Source organism: Alkalihalobacillus sp. FSL W8-0930, assembly GCA_037965595.1.
Taxonomy (GTDB): Bacteria; Bacillota; Bacilli; order Bacillales; family Bacillaceae_D; genus Alkalicoccobacillus.
In genome coordinates this window covers 3,426,799-3,448,416 of record CP150183.1, presented here as the reverse complement: position 1 = coordinate 3,448,416, position 21,618 = coordinate 3,426,799, and the positions used below count along the sequence as shown (strand labels likewise).

The following is a 21,618-nucleotide window of genomic DNA, read 5'->3' as shown; positions in this document are numbered from 1 at the left end:
TAAACACCCGTGATATGATTATGTATGGAAAAAAAACTACAAGCGCCTTAGGATGTAGGCGACACATATATTCAGGCAGACGACCATATCCAGGTTGTTAAGGGGTATGGTCTTTCTGCGTTATAGATTACGCGTCTCTAAGTAGAGATGAAAGGCTGACTAACGTGTCACCATCGGAAGGGTGCCCAAAAGGAGATTTGTCATTTGGCAACATTTTATGATTTTAATCTGAGCGAGCAAGTTGTTCAGGCAGTTACAGGTATGGGATTTGACCAGGCTACACCAATCCAAGAAGCAACGATTCCAACAGCATTACTTGGAAAAGATATTATTGGTCAAGCACAAACAGGAACTGGTAAAACAGGAGCATTTGGTGTTCCTCTAGTAGAAAGAATTAATACGGAGAAGCGTGAAGTTCAAGGGCTAGTTATTGCTCCAACAAGAGAACTTGCTAACCAAGTAGCTGAATCGCTAATCAAGTTTGGCCGTAAAAAAGGTGTACGTACAGTTACCGTTTACGGTGGTCAAGATATGCGTAAGCAAATTCGTGACTTAAAACAAAACCCTCACATTGTCGTAGCGACACCAGGTCGTCTAATGGACCATATGCGCCGCAAAACGATTCTTCTTGATCAAGTTGACACAGTTGTACTTGATGAAGCAGATGAAATGCTAAACATGGGATTCATTGAAGATATTGAGACCATCTTGAAAGAAACACCATCTGAACGTCAAACACTTTTATTCTCAGCTACAATGCCTAAGCGTATTGAAAAGCTAGCTACTACTTTCATGGATTCCCCTGAAGTTATTGCAGTGAAATCAAAAGAAGTAACGATGGAAAACATCGAACAGCAATACATTGAATTGTATGAGCGTGATAAGTTTGATGCCCTAACTCGTCTAATTGACATTCAAGTTCCAGAGCTTGCCATTGTGTTCGGACGTACAAAACGTCGTGTAGACGAATTGTCTGAAGCGTTAATTAAACGTGGATACCGTGCAGAAGGAATTCACGGTGACTTAAACCAAGCGAAGCGTGATAGCGTTCTTCGTAAATTTAAAACAGGACTAATTGATGTTCTTGTTGCTACAGATGTAGCTGCTCGTGGTTTAGATATCAGTGGAGTATCTCATGTATACAACTTTGATCTTCCACAAGATCCTGAAAGCTACGTACACCGTATTGGTCGTACAGGTCGTGCAGGACGTTCAGGTATCGCTGTTACGTTTGGTACACCACGTGAAAGAGACCACATCAAAGCAATCGAGCGTTTGTCTAAGAAGAAAATGGTTCGCCACAGTGCCCCAACTCTTCAACAAGCAATCGAAGGTCAACAAAAGCTTGCACTTGAGCAATTACGTGCATTAACTGAAGTTGAAAATAGCTCAGAGTCTTACCGCGAGGCAGCTGAAGAGCTATTAAAAGATACAGATGCTACAACTGCATTGTCTGCAGCATTAAAACTATTAACAAAAGAACCAGATGCTACACCTGTTCGTCTAACAGATGAAGCACCACTTCGTTCGAAAAAACCTCGTCGCGATGGTGGCGGTAGTGGTGGAAGATCACGTTACCGTCAAGATGATCGTCGTCGTCAAGGTGGTCGTGGTGGTGACAACCGTGGTGGAAGTGGCGGTCGTCGCGAATATCGTGGTGGAAGCAATAGCAATAGCTCGAGCCAAGGTCAAAGCCGTAAGCCAAAGAAACACGCATATAATAAGTAAGGTTGAATCGCCTCTTTAGGACTTTGTTCCTGAAGAGGCTTTTTTCATAATCGAATAGGTACTCATTCTACTCTTAATCGTTTACGAATAATTACGTGATGTAATACAATGGAAATGATGTGTACATAAAAGTACAGAAAGGAGCAAGTCGTGAAAAGAACAGCAGAACGAGTATTGGGTATTATTGGAAGCATTATGATGGGAATAGGATTCATCCTTTTCACTTTAACCACATTTGTTATTTCTTCGCCCGAGGGCCAAGCTCAATTAGAGGAAATGCTACAGGATCCGGAAATCAATCCAACGGGTGCTGATATAGGGGCGGATGAACTGGTGAATTTCTTTGTCTCAACTGGATGGATTATTGTAATGGCTCTTCTAGTTTCAGTGATCTTAGGAATTTTAGCGACAGTGTTTGTAAAAAAGATGCCGATTGTATCAGGAATCATGTGGGTGTTAGCAGCTATTATAAGTCTCATAGCTATTTGGTACTTGATTTTTATTCCAGCAATCTTATTCTTTATAGCGGGAATTTTGGCATTTGTACGTAAACCAAAGGAAGAGAGTCCGATCGTATATTAAATTTATTAAATAATAGGAGTGAGAAGATGAAACGAACAGGCGAATTAGTTATGGGGATTATCGGTAGTGTTCTTTTATTAATTGGAATCCTTATAGGCTTTTCTTTTAGTACTGTATTTGGGAGCGATGAATTTAACAATCAGTTCCAAGAAGATTTTGCCCAAGAATTACAGAACGATCCTGCAATTAGTGATGCAGAAATGGAAGCTGCCACAGAGATTTTTGGGGCTTTAGGGTCATTTACAGTAGCAGTGACGATTTCTTGGGTCATTGCAGGGATCCTCGGAATTATTGCAACGATCTTTGTTAAGAAAAAAACCAAACTCTCTGGAATCCTCTTTATTGTAGGTGGGGTAGTTGGTATAGCTTCAATCATTCCTGCGATTCTTTATGTCATTGCTGGAATTATGGCATTAGTACGTAAAGCTCCGACAACGACAGAACCTTATGAAACGGTATAAACACTTTAAAGGGAATTCGCTTGCGGATTCCCTTTCTAAGGAATATTTAGAAAGTTTAAATTAGACTGATAAAGCGCTTACTCGCTGGTATAGCAAGTGTTTGCTGGATTTTACCAAAAGATTTCCTTGTAAGATAATCTGACATATCAATTGCATTGAAGGCTTTTCGATCATAAAGTAAAAGATAACAAGAATGTGTTATAAAAGATTACATGAAAAGGAAGTGTGTGGGGATGTCGGTAAATGCACCAACTAGAGAAAGCATCTTGGAAACAATCAAGGAAACAATTGAGAAGAAAAGTGTAGAACTTTTACACATGCAGTTTGTTGACTTAGAAGGTACATTAAAACACGTAACCATTACAGCGAGACAACTTGATCAAGCAGTGAACGGACAAACAATGTTTGATGGGTCTTCAATCACAGGATTCACACCTATCAACCAATCTGACTTGTATCTAGTACCGGATATCACAACTTTTGCTGTCTTACCTTGGACAGAGGAGGAAGGATATTCTGAAGCACGCTTCCTATGTAGTGTAAAAAAGCCTGACGGGTCCGATTTTGAGGGAGATCCTCGTAACGTATTAAAAAAGACAGTGAAGAGAGCAAAAGATAAAGGTTTCTCTATCAGTGTTGGACCTGAACTTGAATTCTTCTTATTTGAAACGGATGAGTATGGTTTGCCCACTCAACGCACACAAGACGTGGGTGGTTACTTTGAGCCGTCTCCTAAGGATGACGGAGAAAAAGTTCGCCTTGCGATCTATAAAGCGTTGAAAATGCTTGGATTCACGATTGAAGCTTCTCACCATGAGGTTGCAGAAGGTCAACATGAAATTAACTTTAAATATGCCGATGCTCTAGCTTCAGCTGATGCAGCGACAACATACAAATGGGTAGTAAAAACCGTTGCTAAGCAATTCGGATTGCATGCAACATTCATGCCGAAACCAGTTGCTGGAGCAAACGGTAACGGAATGCACGTAAATATTTCTCTTTTCGACGATGAAAAGCAAGAAAATTCATTCTATGATGATACAAATAAGCTAGGTCTTTCATCAACAGCGTACAGCTTTATTGCTGGCTTGATTGATAATGTAAAAGACTTTGTTGCGGTAACTAATCCACTTGTTAACTCTTACAAGCGTTTAGTTCCTGGATATGAAGCACCATGTTATATCGCTTGGTCAGCTTCAAACCGTTCAGCGTTAATCCGTATTCCAGCTACTCGTGGAGCAGGAACACGCGTTGAAATCCGTTGTCCAGATCCGTCTGCTAACCCTTACCTTGCTTTTGCTGTCATTGCATCTGCTGGTTTGGATGGTATCGATCGTGAGCTAGCAGCTCCTGCTTCTGTTGATGCGGATATCTTTAGCATGACACCTGCAGAACTCGAAGACCGTGGTATTGATAATCTTCCATCAAGCCTTGAGCAAGCACTTGATCGTTTTGAAACGGGTAGTATTGGTCAAAAAACGTTGGGTGAGCACGCATTTAACGAGTATCTCGAACTTAAGCGAGGCGAGTGGGATGAGTTCCGCATGACTGTTCATGATTGGGAAATCTCTACGTACCAGTCAAAATTCTAATTGCTAAATGAATATTTAATAATGAAACAAGAGGCTAATGATTCTGAAATAGAATCATTAGCTTTTTTTGTGCAGAACGCTTGATTACCCCCATAGGGTATAGTAAACTAGCAGTAATCAACGATGAGGAGGAACTTAAATGGAAACTCAAACACTCCACGTACAAGGTATGTCTTGTAACCACTGTGTAAAGGCTGTAGAGGAAAATGTAGGACAACTTGATGGCGTATCTTCTGTAACCGTTCATTTATCGGATGCGTTGGTCGATGTGGAATTTGATCAAGCGAAAGCGCCTCTTACCAAAATTATTGAAACAATTGAAGACCAGGGATACGATGTAACAAAGTAAAAACAATGGAGTCGTCATACATGCGGCTCTTTTTTTATAAAGGGGTGGCGGAATGCACCAAAAAAATCTAACCATTCAAGTGTCGGGGATGACCTGTGCTGCATGTGCCAATCGGATTGAAAAAGGATTAAAGAGAATGGATGGCGTGGAAGAGGTACAGGTAAATAGTACCCTGGAGGTAGCTCACGTATCTTACGATGATTCAAAGGTTGAGCCAAATGATCTCTTTCAAAAACTCCACTCCTTAGGATATGAGGCTGTAGAAGAAACAGCAGAATTTGAGGTCATTGGCATGTCATGCGCGGCATGTTCAACTCGAATTGAGAAGCGGTTGTCACGTCTTGAAGGAATAAATACGGCCACAGTTAATCTTGCTATGGAGACGGCTACCGTTCGATATCAGTCTGGACAAATCTCTATACCTGACATGCAGCAGGCTATTCAAAAGCTTGGATTTACATTAAAGCAAAAAGAAGATGACGCGGACGCCCCAGATCATAAACAACAAGAGATTAAAAAACAAGCGACCCGGTTCTGGGTGTCTGCAGTACTATCATTCCCGCTTTTATGGGCGATGGTGAGTCACTTTACTTGGACTTCAATTATTTGGTTACCTGACTTATTTATGAACCCGTGGTTTCAGCTTGTATTAGCTACTCCTGTTCAATTTGTGATTGGCTATCCCTTTTACAAAGGTGCGTATAAAGCTTTACGAAGTGGGAGTGCAAACATGGATGTCCTAGTCGCGATGGGAACATCGGCGGCATATTTTTATAGTGTCTATCTAGCCTTTCAATCGATCGGTTCGAATCATCACATGGTCGACCTTTACTTTGAGACAAGTGCCGTTTTAATTACATTGATTATATTGGGGAAGTTATTTGAGGCAAAAGCAAAGGGACGCTCCTCAGATGCGATTAAAAAACTCTTAGGGCTACAAGCGAAAACAGCGCGTGTGCAAAGGGATGGCGTTGAAATGATTGTTCCGTTGCAGGAGGTCAATGTAGGCGATCTTATTTCTGTGAAGCCTGGTGAAAAGATCCCTGTAGACGGCACCATTACCGAGGGACATGCTGCGATTGATGAGTCCATGTTGACGGGAGAAAGTGTTCCGGTTGATAAGGGAATAGGAGAAAAAGTATTAGGCTCAACTCTTAATTCGAATGGATCGCTTCAAGTGAAGGCAGAGCAAGTCGGCAAAGAAACCGTCTTGTCTCAAATCGTCCAGATTGTTGAGCAAGCGCAAACATCCAAAGCACCAATTCAGCGAATGGCTGACCGAATTTCAGGCGTATTTGTTCCAATTGTTGTAGCGATTGCTATATTTACATTCTTAATCTGGTACGTTGCCTACAGGCCTGGAGAATTTGGTACGGCTCTGGAAGTGTTTATCTCCGTTCTTGTTATCGCGTGCCCGTGTGCGCTTGGACTCGCTACGCCTACGTCCATTATGGCGGGATCGGGTAGAGCGGCAGAATATGGCATTCTATTTAGAGGAGGAGAGCAGCTGGAGACAGCTTACCTTGCTGATACCATCCTTCTTGATAAGACAGGAACCATCACAAATGGTTTACCTAAACTAACAGATGTTGACTCGTTTGGAGATGAATCAGAGGATCATCTTCTGCAACTCGCGGCCTCTGTTGAAACTCATTCGGAGCACCCGTTAGCTACAGCCATTGTAACAGGGGCTGAGGAACGAGGGCTCACACTCCTTAAGGTAAACCACTTCAAAGCAATTACTGGATTTGGTGTGGAAGCGGAAGTGTCTGGTCGCAACGTTCTAATAGGTACTCGCAGATTAATGGATCAGTATCATGTGCAAACGAGTGAGACGATGGATTTGATGAATTCACTTGAAGCAGCTGGGAAAACAGCGATGCTGGTGGCCATAGATGGTACCCTTGCTGGTGTGCTTGCTGTTGCTGATACAATAAAGGATACATCGACTGCGGCCATTCGCAGATTAAAAGAGATGGGTCTTGATGTCTACATGGTTACAGGCGACAACAAACAGACGGCCACAGCCATTGCAAACGAGGCGGGTATTGATCAGGTAATTGCTGAAGTATTGCCCGAGGAAAAAGCCGATGCTGTGAAGCAACTACAAAAGCAAGGAAAAAAAGTAGTGATGGTTGGTGATGGGATAAATGATGCACCGGCCTTAGCAACTGCAGATACGGGAATCGCCATTGGAACAGGGACAGATGTTGCAATGGAAGCGGCAGATATCACATTTGTCCGAGGAGATCTGCAGCGTGTAGCCGATACCATTGTTGTTAGCAAAGGTACTATCCGTAATATTCGCCAAAACTTATTCTGGGCTTTAGCGTATAACAGTGTAGGCATTCCTATTGCAGCAGCAGGGTTCCTAGCGCCGTGGCTTGCAGGAGCCGCTATGGCTTTTAGCTCGGTGTCTGTTGTATTAAATGCCTTACGTCTGCAACGAATAAAGCTATAACAATATAAACCATAAAGAAACACCTCCGATCATCCTTTTAAAAGGAGATCGGAGGTGTTTTTCATACGTTTCATCAAGTGTATGTTCCGTTAAATGCCCCGTGGCTCACAGACCCTACATATTGATTCAGCTCTACACCATGTTTGATGGCAGCTGTAATAAACCCTTTAGCTTTATAAACGGCTTCTTGAACAGATGCCCCTTTTGCAAGCTCAGCCGTAATTGCTGCAGCAAATGTACAGCCTGCCCCATGCGTATAGGTTGTACTAATTTCATCTGATTCAAGCAGCTGCATTTCATTTCCATCATAAAATACGTCAACTGCGCCTGAGTGATCTAGCTTGCTTCCGCCTTTGATGACAACATTTTTAGCACCCAGCTCATAAATCGCAGCAGCAGCTTCCTTCATTTGATCAACGGTTGTAATCGGTCCGTTTCCTGTAAGCTGTGATGCTTCAAATAAATTAGGAGTCACCACAAAGGCTTTTGGAACAAGTACCTCACGTAAGCACGAATCCGTTTCAGGGTTCAAGGCCTCATCTGCACCTTTGCATACCATTACTGGATCCACTACTAAGTTTGTAATGTTGTACTGCTCTACCTTTTTAGCAACTAGCTCAATAATCTTAATTGAACCAAGCATACCTGTCTTAGCTGCATCAATACCAATACCTGCTAGAACTGTTTCTATTTGTTTTTCAGTGACAGCAGGGTCAATTGGGAAGACTTCATGAGCCCAGCCTGAATGCGGGTTTTGAGCAACGATGGTTGTCAGTGCATTCATCCCATAAACACCTAGTTCCTGAAATGTTTTAAGATCAGCTTGAATTCCTGCTCCGCCACTTGTATCAGAGCCGGCAATGGTTAATGCTTTATACCGTTTCATATCGCGTAAACTCCCCTTATCCTATAGAACTACCTTCATTATACTAAAGTACAACCATGAATGAAAAGGAACTGGACAATTAATTCTTCACACTCCCATTATAATTGAAAAAATAAGGATAAAAAGCTCAAAAACGTAGGACTTTTAGCCGATATGATTAAAAGGTGTAAACGTTTTATAAATAGGCTAATGATGTTAGGGAGTGTGAGATCGTTGAAAAGTGTTAAAGGTAGGCTTTTACGGATTTTTTCAATTATTATCGTATTGTTTTTAGCTTTCTCTATCTACAGTGTGAGTACACTTTATGTATCAAACGAAAGGTTACACAACATGGGAGAAGAAGAGTTCCCACTATTACTTGCTAAAGAACAAATGGCTTTCAACATTACGGAGCGGCTGGCAGCTTCAAGAGGCTACCTTCTTTTCGGTTATGATGAATATCTCGAACAGTTTGATGAGCTAAGTGAAGAAGCGGCTGTTATTGAAGAACAGCTGATGAACCTGGCAGGAGACGATGAATCACTCGTTGATACGTTAACCTACACTCATGCGTGGGAAGGTGTACTGACCGGAGAAGTCTTCCCGATGTATCAGAATGGGAATGCGGATCTAGCAGAATCAATGATGAATCTGCGTTCAACACCAATTGCTAGAAATTTAACGAATCAGTTTCAAGAAATGTCAGAGAATGAACGTAACGCTATGGCTGCAAGTATCAATGAAACGCAGCGTGCCGGAGAACAGCTCCAACTCATAGTGTTAATCATTGCGGTCGCTTTAACGGTGACCATGATCGTTCTTGCTTTGCGTATTTCTTCAACGATCTCCTCTCCACTTAAACAGCTGGTGAAAGAGGCAGATTCAATTAGCGTAGGTGACTTAACAGGTGAGCCAATCACAGTCAAAACGAAGGATGAATTTGCAACTTTGGCGCAATCTTTTAATAAAATGAGGGACTCATTACGTGGTCTAATAGGGACGACGGCAAGTATGTCGGAAAATGTAGCTGCTACAGCAGAACAGTTATCTGCAAGCTCTGAAGAAACATCAGCTGCAACCAATCAAATAGCTAGTACGGTTCAAGCGCTTAATAGCTCCGCTGAATCAAATTCCGAGACTTCAAGAAACAGCCTTCAGGCAGCAAGTGCAATGACGGAAAGTGTGGAACAAATTACGTTTGCTACTGCAACGGCCATTGAAGCATCTATGAAAATGGAAGAGCGTTCCACATCCGGAAGAGAGCTCATTGTACAAGCGGTCGGCCAAATCAAAGATATTCAGCTCACAGTGGAAAAGTCGGCTAAAGTCATGGGAGAATTAGATAGAAGATCAAAAGAAATTGGTGATATTTTAGAGTTAATCACCTCTATATCTGAACAAACAAACCTGCTAGCTTTAAATGCAGCCATTGAAGCGGCAAGAGCTGGAGAGCACGGAAAAGGATTTGCCGTAGTAGCTGATGAAGTACGAAAGCTCGCTGAAGAATCTAAAAACTCAGCTAGTCAAATTGAGCAGATGATTCATGCGATCCAGCGAGACGCCAAAACAGCGACAACAGAAATGCAAAAAGGTACAGAGGAAGTCTCGCAAGGAACACAATTAATGGACGAAGTAGGTACTTCATTTGAACACATATCTGAATCTATTAATGAAGTTAATAGCCAAATGATGGCGGTATCGTCAGCCACTCAAGGTATTGCTCAGCAAACAATGAAATTAAATGAATATATGACAACGATTGATATACAGGCTAAAGAAAACCTTGAAAGTACGGAGGAAGCTGCAGCATCTACAGAAGAACAGTTAGCAGCTATGCAGGAAGTGGCCTCCTCAGCTGAGGTTCTAACGGAGCTTGCAAACAGCTTACTAGAAGAGATTTCAACATTTAACCTATCAAACACTTCATCATTTAAACAGCAGCGTGGTCCAGAGGAAGAAGAAGATCAGCTTGATGATGAGATAGAAGTGGAAGACGAAAAAGACGAAGAAGCCGATGAACTTCTGAATCGAAAAACTTCATAACCAAAAAACCTGAGGAGCGTGTATTTGCCTCAGGTTTTTTGATGTCTTTACGTGACCTTTACTAATTCTTAACAATGAGCAACTAGATCAACAGGGTCTAATTACCTATGCTTATAGTGGGTATTAATAATGAAAGGGGAAGATTGGATGAAAAGTGTACGAGGGAAATTACTAGCGGTCTTCATGCTCATTACCGGGCTGTTTATGACATTTGCAGTATATAGTAGCTGGAATACATACCAAGCCAATCAAAAGATTGAAGACATTCGAACCAATCAGCTACCTTTACTTTCAGCAAAAGAACAAATGACGTATAACATCGCCGATCGTTTGGCTTTATCGAGAGGATATCTTCTATTTGATGACGAAACGTATAGAAATGAGTTTAAGGAGGTAAGTGAGGGTAATCATCAGCTTGAGGAACAAATTTTACAAAATACACACGAAGAATCATTCATCGAGGCAATTACTCAAGCGCAGGAGTGGGAAGATGTCCTAAACTTTCAGGTGTTTGGGTTGATGGCTGATGGTGAGTTTGACCTTGCAGCAAGGAATATGAATGAACGTTCGACTCCAATAGCTGAAGAAATGGTTGCTACCTTTCAAAAACTAGCAGCAGAAGAACGAGCAAGTATTGATCAAAGTATGGAGAGCATTGTGGCGTTTGGAGAGAGACTGCAGTGGATCACTCTTATTCTCGCATGTGTAATGATCCTTCTGTTTGTCTGGTTGTTTTTTAAGGTATCTAATATGATATCAACTCCGCTCCGAAGACTGGCAAGTGTTGCGAACCTCATAGCAGCTGGAGATCTCAGGGGGAGTGAAGTAACGAAGATTTCATCTGACGAGATTGGTGTGGTCACAACGGCATTTAATCAGATGAGAGAGGCATTAAAGAACGTGATTGGAACAACAACGGCCCTCGGCAAAACAGTGACCGTAGCGGCCAATAACCTTTCAAATAGCTCAGATGAGACTGAACATTCCGCACATACGATGACCTCCTATCTACAAACACTAGCAGCTATGTCTGAGTCCAACTCTGTGTTAACAATCCAAAGCTTAGAGAAAGCGGAAGGTATGAAAAGAACGGTGGCGACAATTGACCGAGCAACAACCTCGGCAACAGACACCTCACACCACATGGATCAACAAGCCAAAGAGGGTCAAAAGCAAATTGCTGAAGCTATGCACCAAACCGCTAAAATTGAACAAACCGTTTTTCAAACAGCCAATGTGATGGAGCGTCTTCACAAGAATACCGGAAGAATTAATCAGATGGTTGCCGTTCTGACTGAAGTCTCTGAGCAAACGCAGCTTCTCGCTTTGAATGCTTCCATTGAAGCAGCTAGAGCAGGGAGTCATGGGCAGGGCTTTGCCGTAGTTGCTTCAGAAGTGCAAAAGCTATCAATCAAATCAAAGGAAGCAGCAAAACAAATAAGCGCAATGGTTCACACCATTCAAGAGGAAACAGATCAAGCGGTTAAAGAGATTTCAATTGGAAGAGCGGAAGTGATTGAAGGCACCTCACGTATGAATCAAGTGGTTCAATCATTTAAAAAGATTAGTGCATCGGTTCAAAAAGTGTATACAGAAATGGAAGGGGTATCTGATTCCACTCGTTCGATATCCTCTGATATTCGAGATCTACATCGCCACATCCAGGACGTAAGTGATGCCTCACGTGAACATGTTCGACGTACAGAGGATGCAACGAGACAAACTGAAAAACAATTATCTTCCACTCAAGATATAAAGGATCTGGCCTATGATCTTGCTGAAAAGACAAAAGGGCTTGAGGAAGAGCTATCCATTTTTAAATTACCATAACTTTGAACGAATTTTTTTAGCAAAAAGACTGGCTAAATATTAATTTGTATGTATAATTATTGAGGGACGTTAGAAACGTAGGTAGAAAACCTAACAGTTCACCGCTATTATACGATAAGGGGTTTATATATATGAATTCATTGGATTCAAAGAATTACTTTTCGATACGTAATCTATTGATCTTCCTCATTCCTTCTTTGCTCGGGATCTTCTTATTCATGATTCCGCTTGAAAATAGTGATGGAGAGATTACACTTCCTGTAGCCTATATGGCAGGTCTTCTTTCAGACGTGTTAGGCGCAGCGATGTCTACCATTGTTTTGGCTGTGTTATTAATCTCTGTGATCATGACGATTTATGTTTCGCTTTTAAAGCCAAAAACATTTACGGAAAATGATTTCCTGAAGAGATTGTTTGTTGTCGGACCGTTTTGGTTTGTTATTCGTATATTAGGAGCTATCTTTGGAGTCATGACATACTTCGAATTTGGACCAGAAGCTGTATGGAGTGAAAATACAGGAATGGTCGTATTCGGTGACTTACTTCCAGTTTTGTTTGCAGTCTTTTTCTTTGCGGGTCTATTGTTGCCATTGCTTTTAAACTTTGGATTACTTGAAATGCTTGGTGCACTTTTAAACAAATTAATGCGTCCGTTATTCCGTTTACCTGGTCGTTCGTCAGTGGATTGCCTAGCTTCCTGGATGGGTGATGGTACCGTTGGTGTTCTATTAAGTAACCAACAGTATGAGCAAGGGCATTATACAAAACGAGAAGCGGCGATTGTATCAACTACATTCTCTGTCGTATCAATCACGTTTACAATTGTGATTTTAGAATACGTCAATCTATCGCACATGTTTTGGCAGTACTATCTAACGATTGTTGTTGCTGGTCTAGCAGCCGCAATTATCACTCCACGTATTCCACCATTATCACGTAAAGCTGATACGTATATTGATGGTAGTGAATCTGAGGATGAAGTATTTCCTAAGGGAACAAACCTGTTTGCTGTCGGATTCAACCGTGCGATGGGTGTTGCTGATCGTACACCAAAGTTGTCTGAGCATGCAAAAAGTGGCTTTCAAAATGTATTGGATATGTGGTTAGGTGTAATCCCAGTCGTTATGGCCGTTGGGACACTAGCACTCATTGTTGCAGAACTCACTCCGGTCTTCACATGGCTAGGCGCACCTTTTGTTCCTGTCCTTCAGTGGATGCAGGTTCCTGAAGCCGCAGCTGCAGGACAAACAATGGTTATCGGTTTTGCAGACATGCTGCTACCAGCGCTACTTGCAGGTGGAATTGAAAGTGAAATGACACGTTTTATTATTGCTTGTTTGTCTGTTACACAATTAATTTATCTTTCTGAAACGGGTGGCTTACTTTTAGCATCAAAGCTACCAGTAAACTTTTTGGACTTGGTTTTAATTTTCCTTGTTCGTACCATCGTTACCTTACCAGTCATTGTTTTAATGGCACATTTATTCTTTTAAAAACAAACCAAACGCAGCAGATATCGCATGATGTCTGCTGCGTTTTTTGATGCTTTCATTCTCGTGATACAATAAAAGAAAGAGTAGAAAAAGAGGTGCAGCACAACATGAAGATCCTACAGAACGGTTGGCAAGAACAAGTCGCATCCGAATTTGAAAAAGACTATTATCATCAATTACGAGAATTCCTAAAAGAAGAATATCAAACACAGACCATTTACCCGCCGATGGATGAAATCTTTAACGCCCTGCATCTAACCGATTTCCCAGATGTAAAAGTAGTCATAATCGGACAAGATCCTTATCATGGTCCAAACCAGGCGCATGGGCTAAGCTTCTCTGTCAAACCAGAAGTCCCCATTCCACCATCCTTAAAAAATATCTACAAAGAGCTTCAAAGTGACCTAGCTATTGAGCCACCACCCCATGGAACCTTAACCTCATGGGCAGAACAAGGCGTGCTGATGTTGAACAACGTTTTGACCGTTCGACGTGGAGAGCCTGCCTCTCACAAAGGACATGGATGGGAACAATTTACCGATGCCGTCATTGATGCATTAGATCAGAGAGAGGAACCAGTCTGTTTTGTCCTTTGGGGGAAACACGCACAAGTAAAAGGGGAGAGAATAAAGGACCCCAAGCATTACATCCTCACTTCACCTCATCCAAGTCCTTTCTCAGCCCGACGAGGTTTCTTTGGAAGCCAGCCCTTCTCCAAAATCAATCTATGGTTAAAAGACCAAGGCAAACAGCCAATTGACTGGGAGCTGTAGAAGGGAGGGGGCATCATGTTAAAAGGAATTTACATCGTAGTAGCTATCCTGGTCGGGGGCATCTTTAATGCCCTATCTGTCCCCGCAGGCTGGTTACTTGGAGCTTTAGTATGTGGTATCATCTGGTCACTAGCAGGAGCCAAAATCACCTTTTCAAAGCACTATTTCTCATATATTATCGCCATTATTGGAACCAACATCGGATTTACCGTTATTCTCGAACGATTTGTCACCTACAAACAACTCATTCTGCCATTACTCCTATCCATCTTACTCACGATCATGTTTGGTGTAGTACTAGGCCGCTATTTTCATAAGTGGTCTGGTCTTGATAAAAATACAGCGTTCTTTTGTTGCTTGCCCGGTGGTGCATCAGAAGTCATTGCCATAAGTGATGAATACGGAGCAGACCAGCGCATTGTCGCTGCCTTCCATACAACGCGAATTACGCTGTTTGTGCTTGCGATCCCCTTTTTTGCAGGATTATTAACGGATGTAGAAAAACAGATCTTCGCCCAACCACCTAACACTATTTCCGGTTTAAGCTTTGCTTCCGTCCTGCTTTGTGTTCTTGTAGTTGCTTTAGCATCCACATGGGTCGGAGCGCGAATTCCATTTCCGGGGGCCATCGTTTTTGTCAGCATCGGGCTCGGCTTTGTCGCTCACACGTTCATCTTACCTGACATATCCATGCCCTCGGTCATTCCAGGAGTGGCACAAGGCTTAATGGGAGCCATATTAGGTGCTCGTTTTGACCGTGAGACCGCACGCGAGTTGAAGAGAATAGGTAAAGTAAGTGCACTAGCTCTAACCATTTACTTTGGTGCAAGCATTGTACTGGCAGGCTTATTTTTCGCCCTAACGACCACGTCCTTTAACGAATCACTCTTAGGCATCGTGCCAGCCGGAGCTGCAGAAATGGCAGCAACTGCACTCTCACTAAATCTAGACTCAACCCTTGTTGCCACACTACAAATGCTCCGCGTACTCTGCCTATTCGCCGCTTTGCCATTTTTAATCAAATGGTTCGCGAAGAAGCCCGAAGCGAGTAGTGAGGTTCATTAGCAAGAAGAAGCTGGTGAGTAGCAAGGACTTATGGAAAATAATCAAGAGCCGAGGGGCCTAAGCAAGAGGAATGAATTGTTTAGTAAGAAAATCGATACCTTCACTCAGAAGTAGGCGTCGATACCAAGGAGAAACGTCATTTATGCAAGAATGACAAGCTGTTACCAAGAACTCGATCTAGATTAGCAAGACGTTTTGATAGGGGAGTAAGAATAATTGGATTGGAATCAAGAAGAAGGCGCTGGAGAGGACCAGGGTGCGCGGAAGGAAGCCGAACTGCGCGAGATTGGGACATGAGTGCGCGGGAGGAAGCTGAAATGCGCGAGATTGGGACATGAGTGCGCGGGAGGAAGCTGAAATGCGCGAGATCTGGACATGGGTGCGCGGAAGGAAGCCGAACTGCGCGAGATTGGGACATGGGTGCTCGGAAGGAAGCCGAACTGCGCGAGATTGGGATATGAGTGCGCGGGAGGAAGCCGAACTGCGCGAGATCTGGACATGAGTGCGCGAGCCGGTGCCAGAATGCGCGAGTCCGGGACACATGTTCGCAAAAGAATACATAAGAACACACGCCTCACCCCATCCTCCCCACACAAAAAAACGAGCCACAGGCTCGTTTTTTCGATTCCCTTTATTGAAGCATTTGGCTGGACTTTGGAGTAGGCATTTGCACGGGCTGTGTAGCGGGTGCATAGGCCTGAGTCATGGCTTGGGCATCTTTTGCCGCTAGTTGTGGCACTTGATAGTAGCCATGCTTGTTCTGATATAGGAACACTTCATAGGCCATTTCAATAAAGTTCGGGATTGAATCAGCAATGACGCGGCGAACGACGGGGTTTGTGATCTCTGTGGCCGCCATTCCCATCAAGGACGCTTCCGATTTAAGCAAACCTAGCATATGAGCAGATAATCCGGTTTCCTTTACATCTTGTAAGGACTGGTTCGGCTTTTTTGGTTGCGAAGGCGTAAGTCCATAAACAACATCATGTGTTTGAGTCATTTTATAGACGCCAGTTGAACCTGAAGGCTTCTGCCCTGTACGGAATGCTTCTACAATTAGATTGTATTGGCTCTCGATGAAAGTGTACTGACGATCAAGGATGTCTACCAATGTTTGGTCCTTCATGAACGAACGAAAGATCATAAATTGGTCAAGCACGTTGATCATCCCGGCAATGATTTCATGGCTGTCAAAAAGTTCGTGACCTCCATGATTCAGTTGTGGTGGAATCTGTTCAGATTGCATTTGGTTTGGCTGGTTTTGATTCGGTAAGCTATTCATTGTGTGCGCCTCCTTTTGATAGGACCCATGCGATCCATCATTTAATGTGGCTTAAAATAGCGTGAACCATACCTGTTTATTTTTGCAAAAATGTAAGCGGATACGAGTGCTATCTATCAACAAAACCTGATTAGTCAGTTATTTCAGAAGAATAGAAATAATGTAAGGTTATCTTCCAACTAAGTAGCCATTGCTTAACGGACACGTATAATTAGGGGTAACAAGAGATGTTAACTATCTTTACGCAAGTAAACGATTGAAGGGGGAGAATGAATTTGAACGATCCAATTTTTCTGATGAATAATGTTTGGTTAACGGTTGCTGCAATTTTAGTCCTTTTTATGCAAGGTGGATTTATCTTACTTGAAGCAGGTTCAACACGAATGAAGAATGCAGGTCATATTGCTGGAAAAACCATTTTTACAGTCGGTATTGCTTCTTTAGTCTTTTGGGCTGTTGGATATGGATTTATATACGGAGATGGAAATGCCATTATTGGTTTATCTAACTTTTTCTTTGGAGATTTTACTAGCTTCGATGCAGAAGGGACGACTGGTGCAGTTGATTTCTTCTTCCAGCTAACATTTGCAGCAATCGCATTAACGATTGCATTTGGTGGATTTGCTGAACGTGGAAAGCTAGCAGCATATGTACTGTTCGCTGTTCTTTTCTCAGCCCTTGTCTATCCAATCGTTGCACATTGGATTTGGAGTGAGCAAGGTTGGTTATCTGAACTAGGTAAGCAAGACTTTGCAGGATCAACGGTGGTTCACTTAACAGGTGCGATGGCGGCACTAGCTGCAACCATTTTACTAAAACCACGTCTTGGTCGCTTTAACAAAGACGGTTCGCCAAATGAAATTTACGGACATAACCAGGTGTTTACGGCACTAGGTGTACTGATTCTTTGGGTAGGCTGGTTTGGTTTTAACGCAGGAAGCACAGGTGGAGTAGCCGACGGATTCTTCGGATACGTTGCATTAAACACTCAGCTTGCAGCTGGTGCGGGTGCAATTGCTGCCTTCTTCATTGTTTACGCAGTTACTGGTAAGTCAGATGTTCCAACGATGTTAAATGGTGCGCTTGCAGGTCTTGTAGCCATCACAGCATCTTGTGCCTTTGTTGCTCCTTGGGCAGCGGTTATCATTGGGATTATTGGTGGATTAATCGTATTCTTCAGTATGAAAATGTTTGATAAGGCTCGAATTGATGATCCGATCTTTGCTTTATCTGTACACGGGGTTGCTGGTGTATGGGGAACGATCTCTACTGGATTCTTCGCTACACCTGAGCTTGCAGATATGAATGGTGGTTCGGCTGGTTTATTCTACGGTGGAGGTTTCTCTCAGCTAGGTGTTCAAGTAATCAGCGTAGCCGCTTGTGGTGCCTTTGCTTTTATTGCTTCATATGTCATTCTTCTTGGAATCAAAGCTGTTCTTGGTGGACTTCGTGTAACAGAAGAAGAAGAGATCATGGGACTTGATATTAGTGAGCATGGAAGCTACGGTTATCCTGAAAGCATGCAAGAGCAACTTGATAAGAAAAAAACAGGTGCATAAGGAGTTCTGAATGACTGGGCAACCAATTCATGATGATCATAACAAATGGCAACGTCGTTTAGACGAATTGTATCGTAAACGACTGGCAGATATGAAACAACTGGATCTGTCAGTAGAAAATCTTCATGGGCTCCATGAAAAGTTAATGCGAGAAACGATTCAAATTGCCATTGAAAAAACAGAAAGTGAGCAGGGCAAGGTTCCTGCTCACTTTACTTTCTTTGTAATGGGGAGTGCGGGTCGAGCAGAGCAGCTTCAATGGAGTGATCAAGATCATGCCATCATCTTTGAGCAAGAGGACGCGGCAACAAAGGAAGAGAATCAAGCGTATTTTTTAAAGCTTGGAGAAGAAATTGTGGAAGCGTTAGAAAGTGTGGGGTATGAACGCTGTGATGGGAATGTAATGGCTTCAAATCGTAAGTGGTGTAAATCAAAAGAGGACTTTCGCGAACAACTAGAGGGATGGTTAAGAGAAGATACCTGGGAACATATGCGGTATGTGTTAACGTTTTTTGATGGAAGAACCATACTTGGTCCTGGTCATATTCTAAGCGGTTTAAAGGAAATCATTTTTAATGAAGTTACACAAAACAAACAGCTACTTCAACGCTTTAAGAATAATACTGGTCGTATGCGTAATGGAATAGGTTTATTTGGTCAACTATTGACTGAAACAGAAGGTGATCACAAGGGTACCTTTGACTTAAAGCAATTAGCGTTATTTCCTTATGTGAATGGATTACGACTTCTTGCTATTCAAGAAGAGATTATGGCATCTGAAACACTAAAACGATTTGAAGAGTTGCCAGATCAGCATTCCGACATCCAGAACTATCAATCATCCTATCGGAGACTTCTAGAAAAACGTATGGTGTGGCAATCAACGATTCAGGACTACGACAAGATTCATCATGTTGATGTAAGTCAACTTGATACCCAGGATAAAAAGCAGCTTAAAGAGTGGATTAAGGAAGGGCGAGAGCTTTATCACATGGTCGAAAAAATAGTAGGGAGTAGTCATTCATTATGATGAATAATATGATTCAGCTTGTGAAGCAGCTATCGACTAAATTAAGTCCTGGCATCTATACGTCTTCTCAGCAGCAATCAGCAGCGAATCAATTGGCTCATGTTCGCGAGATTCAGCGACAATTAAAACAACATGATGTACTAGATAATCCACTCATGAACCTGCCATTTGTCGTGTTTGACCTTGAAACAAGCGGATTTAATCCCGATGTGGGAGATAGTATCTTATCGATCGGTGCGGTCAAAATGAAGGGCCCCACGATCATAGAAGAGTCTACCTTTTACTCAACAATCCAACCTAAAAAACAACCGTCTGACGAGATCCTTGCTTTAACTGGATTAACGATGGAAGAGCTAGAAACATCTCCTGCGCTTGCTGATGTGTTAGTGTCCTTTTATCAATTTGTGGGTGATGCCACACTTGTTGCTCATCATGCCAGTCATGAGAAGCGGTTTATGTCTCATGCAACATGGCAATCGTTACGTCTGACATTTCAGCACCGGCTTGTCGACACATCTTTTTTAACTCGTGTGGTCGCACCTAACGAAGAATTGGTTACGCTTGATGAGTGCTGCGCATTTTACCAAATCGAGACCTCGAATCGTCACCATGCGATGTCGGATGCCGTTCTTGCAGCAAAGCTTTGGCGTGAAAATGTGTTAAAAGCAAACGAAATGGGATTTACCTCTTTGCGAGATATTTATGTTCATCTGGCTAAGAGTAAATAAAGTAAATAGATAGAGGAGGAAAGGGTTGTGAATCATGACATCCCGCCTAGACAAGCGTGCTTCCCCATTCGAGTTGTGATGGAGATGACTGATTTATCCGCACGTCAAATTCGATACTATGAGGAGCAGGGGCTTGTAAAGCCGGATCGTAACGAAGGAAACCAGCGTATGTTTTCATTATTTGATATTGAGCGATTGAATACGGTAAAGGCTTATATTCAAAAAGGAATTAACATCGCAGGCATTAAAGCGATCTTGTCTTCAGACGGTTGAATGACGGATTGTCCAATTCTTTGGGCGGTCCTTTTTGTGTGCTACACTAACAAGGAAAGAGGTGAGACGTATGAACATTTCAGCCAACCGAGTGATCGCAAAAATGGAAGAACAGCTGGCTTTGCTTCGAACGGCAGTTAATCAAAATGACCAACAAGCAGTACGTGAATATACATCCGTCATAGAAGGATATTGCCAATTATTAAAGGAACAACCTAACACAACTCAAGGAAGTAAGGCAGCCCCTCCGCAACTAGAGGCACAGTCAGTACCTTCACAACCTGTAATGCCAGTCCAACCTGCATCCCCGTCCCCTACAACTGATCAAAAACCAGGGAGCCTTTTTGATTTCTAATTAAATTTAAATTAACTAAGACTAATGACTTCTTTTGTAAACAGAGTCATTAGTCTTTTTTTGTTTCCCTCCTTTTTCAACACATCATGTCAGGCAATCTCTCATAAAATTGAATGATTGTGGCTAAACCACAAAATATCTTTGAAAACGTTGTATTGTGCGAATATTGTTACGTTATAGCGCTTTCTTATACAATGAAAGCAGTAACGGAGAAGGATGAGGTGTTCGCAGATGGACGCTTTGAGTAGAGATTTTTTCCTGTTTTTATCTAAAAATCGAGGGTTGAATTTCATGGCAAAAAGGTGGGGGAAATCTCTCGCCACCGGTAATATTATTGGTGGAATTGATTTTGAGTCATGTATCCCGCACATCGAGCAGTTAAATAAAAAAGGCATTCAGGTAACTGTTGATCATTTAGGTGAGTTTGTCATGGACGAGGCCGTTGCACGTGAACGCACGCAGGAATGTATTCGTACGATCCAGACGATTGCGACGAATACCATCCAAACACAAGTATCGGTTAAGCTCACGTCGCTCGGACTGGATATTAGTCAGGACTTGGCTCGTGAGAACATGCAAAAGATTTTAGAGGTAGCTTCAAAGCATCAGGTTCTAGTCACAATTGATATGGAAAATGAGTCAAGATGCGAAGCCACGCTTGAGTTGTTCCGTGAATTAAAAGAGACATACGATTCTGTAGGAACAGTGATTCAAGCCTATCTGTACCGGTCAGAGGAAGATCTAGCGCGGTTAGATGATCTCTCGCCTTTTATTCGCTTGGTTAAAGGAGCATATAAGGAATCTGCTCAAGTGGCCCATACGGAGAAGGCCGATATTCGAGAAAATTTCAAACAATTGATCAAAAGACAGCTGACAAGTGGTCATTACACTGCTGTTGCTACGCATGACGATCACATGGTCGACTTCACAAAGGAATTTGTTGAGAGTCAGGGAATACCTAAGGATCAATTTGAATTTCAAATGTTATACGGAATGCGGACGAAGACACAACAAGAACTCAAAGATGAAGGATATAACGTTCGCATTTACATGCCTTATGGCGATGACTGGTATGGCTATTTCATGAGACGGCTTGCAGAAAAACCGTCTAATATCAGCTTTGCGTTAAAAGGACTAACGAAAAAATAA

Annotated in this window: 19 protein-coding genes; 17 read left to right on the top strand and 2 right to left on the bottom strand. The window is 42.4% G+C overall.

Going from position 1 to position 21,618, the window contains the following annotated elements; genetic code table 11:
* The first annotated feature begins 204 nt into the window (after positions 1–204).
* The 6 genes from NSQ54_17955 (at position 205) to NSQ54_17930 (ending at position 7,173) form a co-directional block, all read left to right on the top strand.
* Entirely contained in the window at positions 205–1,728 is a 1,524-nt protein-coding gene (locus NSQ54_17955; GenBank protein ID WYP26189.1) for a DEAD/DEAH box helicase, read from the top strand.
* 150 nt (positions 1,729–1,878) lie between these two features.
* Positions 1,879–2,310 (top strand): DUF4064 domain-containing protein, encoded by a 432-nt coding sequence (locus NSQ54_17950; protein ID WYP26188.1) that lies wholly within the window; start codon positions 1,879–1,881, stop codon positions 2,308–2,310.
* 26 nt (positions 2,311–2,336) lie between these two features.
* Complete coding sequence (locus tag NSQ54_17945) at positions 2,337–2,771, top strand: DUF4064 domain-containing protein (protein ID WYP26187.1); 435 nt, start codon at positions 2,337–2,339, stop codon at positions 2,769–2,771.
* Between the two features lie 233 nt (positions 2,772–3,004).
* Positions 3,005–4,363, top strand: coding sequence for a type I glutamate--ammonia ligase (glnA, locus tag NSQ54_17940; GenBank protein WYP26186.1), 1,359 nt, complete (start codon positions 3,005–3,007; stop codon positions 4,361–4,363).
* 139 nt (positions 4,364–4,502) lie between these two features.
* Positions 4,503–4,712 carry a copper chaperone CopZ gene (gene copZ / locus NSQ54_17935; GenBank protein WYP26185.1) on the top strand — a complete coding sequence of 70 codons (210 nt, stop codon included), beginning with the start codon at positions 4,503–4,505 and terminating at the stop codon, positions 4,710–4,712.
* A 52-nt stretch (positions 4,713–4,764) separates the two neighbouring features.
* A complete protein-coding gene (locus NSQ54_17930; GenBank protein WYP26184.1) occupies positions 4,765–7,173 on the top strand; it encodes a heavy metal translocating P-type ATPase in 2,409 nt (802 codons plus the stop codon).
* A gap of 73 nt (positions 7,174–7,246) precedes the next feature.
* Here NSQ54_17930 and pdxK read toward each other — a convergent pair whose 3' ends face one another.
* The gene (gene pdxK / locus NSQ54_17925; protein WYP26183.1) at positions 7,247–8,059 is read right to left on the bottom strand and encodes a pyridoxine/pyridoxal/pyridoxamine kinase; all 813 of its coding nucleotides are present in this window, start codon (positions 8,057–8,059) and stop codon (positions 7,247–7,249) included.
* Between the two features lie 213 nt (positions 8,060–8,272).
* Between pdxK and NSQ54_17920 the strand changes: the two genes are divergently transcribed.
* The 5 genes from NSQ54_17920 to NSQ54_17900 all read left to right on the top strand — a co-directional run bounded on the left by NSQ54_17920 (position 8,273) and on the right by NSQ54_17900 (position 15,242).
* The gene (locus NSQ54_17920) at positions 8,273–10,081 is read left to right on the top strand and encodes a methyl-accepting chemotaxis protein (protein WYP26182.1); all 1,809 of its coding nucleotides are present in this window, start codon (positions 8,273–8,275) and stop codon (positions 10,079–10,081) included.
* A gap of 147 nt (positions 10,082–10,228) precedes the next feature.
* Positions 10,229–11,911 (top strand): methyl-accepting chemotaxis protein, encoded by a 1,683-nt coding sequence (locus tag NSQ54_17915; GenBank protein WYP26181.1) that lies wholly within the window; start codon positions 10,229–10,231, stop codon positions 11,909–11,911.
* A gap of 131 nt (positions 11,912–12,042) precedes the next feature.
* On the top strand, positions 12,043–13,404 hold the full coding sequence (locus NSQ54_17910; GenBank protein ID WYP26180.1) for a YjiH family protein: 1,362 nt from the start codon (positions 12,043–12,045) through the stop codon (positions 13,402–13,404).
* 107 nt (positions 13,405–13,511) lie between these two features.
* On the top strand, positions 13,512–14,177 hold the full coding sequence (locus NSQ54_17905) for a uracil-DNA glycosylase (protein WYP26179.1): 666 nt from the start codon (positions 13,512–13,514) through the stop codon (positions 14,175–14,177).
* A gap of 15 nt (positions 14,178–14,192) precedes the next feature.
* A complete protein-coding gene (locus tag NSQ54_17900; protein ID WYP26178.1) occupies positions 14,193–15,242 on the top strand; it encodes an AbrB family transcriptional regulator in 1,050 nt (349 codons plus the stop codon).
* Positions 15,243–15,873: 631 nt separating this feature from the next.
* Here NSQ54_17900 and NSQ54_17895 read toward each other — a convergent pair.
* The gene (locus NSQ54_17895; GenBank protein ID WYP26177.1) at positions 15,874–16,524 is read right to left on the bottom strand and encodes a spore coat protein; all 651 of its coding nucleotides are present in this window, start codon (positions 16,522–16,524) and stop codon (positions 15,874–15,876) included.
* 296 nt (positions 16,525–16,820) lie between these two features.
* On the opposite strand from NSQ54_17895, the gene NSQ54_17890 reads away from it, so the two are divergent.
* The 6 genes from NSQ54_17890 to NSQ54_17865 all read left to right on the top strand — a co-directional run bounded on the left by NSQ54_17890 (position 16,821) and on the right by NSQ54_17865 (position 21,618).
* Positions 16,821–18,083 carry an ammonium transporter gene (locus tag NSQ54_17890; GenBank protein ID WYP28586.1) on the top strand — a complete coding sequence of 421 codons (1,263 nt, stop codon included), beginning with the start codon at positions 16,821–16,823 and terminating at the stop codon, positions 18,081–18,083.
* Between the two features lie 10 nt (positions 18,084–18,093).
* A complete protein-coding gene (locus NSQ54_17885) occupies positions 18,094–19,113 on the top strand; it encodes a DUF294 nucleotidyltransferase-like domain-containing protein (protein WYP26176.1) in 1,020 nt (339 codons plus the stop codon).
* A complete protein-coding gene (locus tag NSQ54_17880) occupies positions 19,110–19,841 on the top strand; it encodes an exonuclease domain-containing protein (GenBank protein ID WYP26175.1) in 732 nt (243 codons plus the stop codon). The genes NSQ54_17885 and NSQ54_17880 overlap by 4 nt, the downstream gene beginning before the upstream one ends.
* A 27-nt stretch (positions 19,842–19,868) precedes the next feature.
* Positions 19,869–20,114: a MerR family transcriptional regulator gene (locus tag NSQ54_17875; GenBank protein WYP26174.1), complete on the top strand. Its 246-nt coding sequence runs from the start codon at positions 19,869–19,871 to the stop codon at positions 20,112–20,114.
* A 70-nt stretch (positions 20,115–20,184) separates the two neighbouring features.
* A complete protein-coding gene (locus tag NSQ54_17870; GenBank protein ID WYP26173.1) occupies positions 20,185–20,469 on the top strand; it encodes a YwdI family protein in 285 nt (94 codons plus the stop codon).
* Between the two features lie 231 nt (positions 20,470–20,700).
* Complete coding sequence (locus NSQ54_17865) at positions 20,701–21,618, top strand: proline dehydrogenase family protein (GenBank protein WYP26172.1); 918 nt, start codon at positions 20,701–20,703, stop codon at positions 21,616–21,618.

Excerpts from the sequence above, each read along its gene's own strand:
- NSQ54_17865 (WYP26172.1), top strand. The coding sequence starts at position 20,701 with ATGGACGCTTTGAGTAGAGATTTTTTCCTGTTTTTATCTAAAAATCGA.
- NSQ54_17945 (WYP26187.1), top strand. The coding sequence starts at position 2,337 with ATGAAACGAACAGGCGAATTAGTTATGGGGATTATCGGTAGTGTTCTT.
- NSQ54_17915 (WYP26181.1), top strand. The coding sequence starts at position 10,229 with ATGAAAAGTGTACGAGGGAAATTACTAGCGGTCTTCATGCTCATTACC.
- NSQ54_17900 (WYP26178.1), top strand. The coding sequence starts at position 14,193 with ATGTTAAAAGGAATTTACATCGTAGTAGCTATCCTGGTCGGGGGCATC.
- glnA (WYP26186.1), top strand. The coding sequence starts at position 3,005 with ATGTCGGTAAATGCACCAACTAGAGAAAGCATCTTGGAAACAATCAAG.
- NSQ54_17895 (WYP26177.1), bottom strand. The coding sequence starts at position 16,524 with ATGAATAGCTTACCGAATCAAAACCAGCCAAACCAAATGCAATCTGAA.
- NSQ54_17890 (WYP28586.1), top strand. The coding sequence starts at position 16,821 with ATGAATAATGTTTGGTTAACGGTTGCTGCAATTTTAGTCCTTTTTATG.
- NSQ54_17880 (WYP26175.1), top strand. The coding sequence starts at position 19,110 with ATGATGAATAATATGATTCAGCTTGTGAAGCAGCTATCGACTAAATTA.
- copZ (WYP26185.1), top strand. The coding sequence starts at position 4,503 with ATGGAAACTCAAACACTCCACGTACAAGGTATGTCTTGTAACCACTGT.
- pdxK (WYP26183.1), bottom strand. The coding sequence starts at position 8,059 with ATGAAACGGTATAAAGCATTAACCATTGCCGGCTCTGATACAAGTGGC.
- NSQ54_17885 (WYP26176.1), top strand. The coding sequence starts at position 18,094 with ATGACTGGGCAACCAATTCATGATGATCATAACAAATGGCAACGTCGT.
- NSQ54_17870 (WYP26173.1), top strand. The coding sequence starts at position 20,185 with ATGAACATTTCAGCCAACCGAGTGATCGCAAAAATGGAAGAACAGCTG.
- NSQ54_17905 (WYP26179.1), top strand. The coding sequence starts at position 13,512 with ATGAAGATCCTACAGAACGGTTGGCAAGAACAAGTCGCATCCGAATTT.
- NSQ54_17930 (WYP26184.1), top strand. The coding sequence starts at position 4,765 with ATGCACCAAAAAAATCTAACCATTCAAGTGTCGGGGATGACCTGTGCT.
- NSQ54_17910 (WYP26180.1), top strand. The coding sequence starts at position 12,043 with ATGAATTCATTGGATTCAAAGAATTACTTTTCGATACGTAATCTATTG.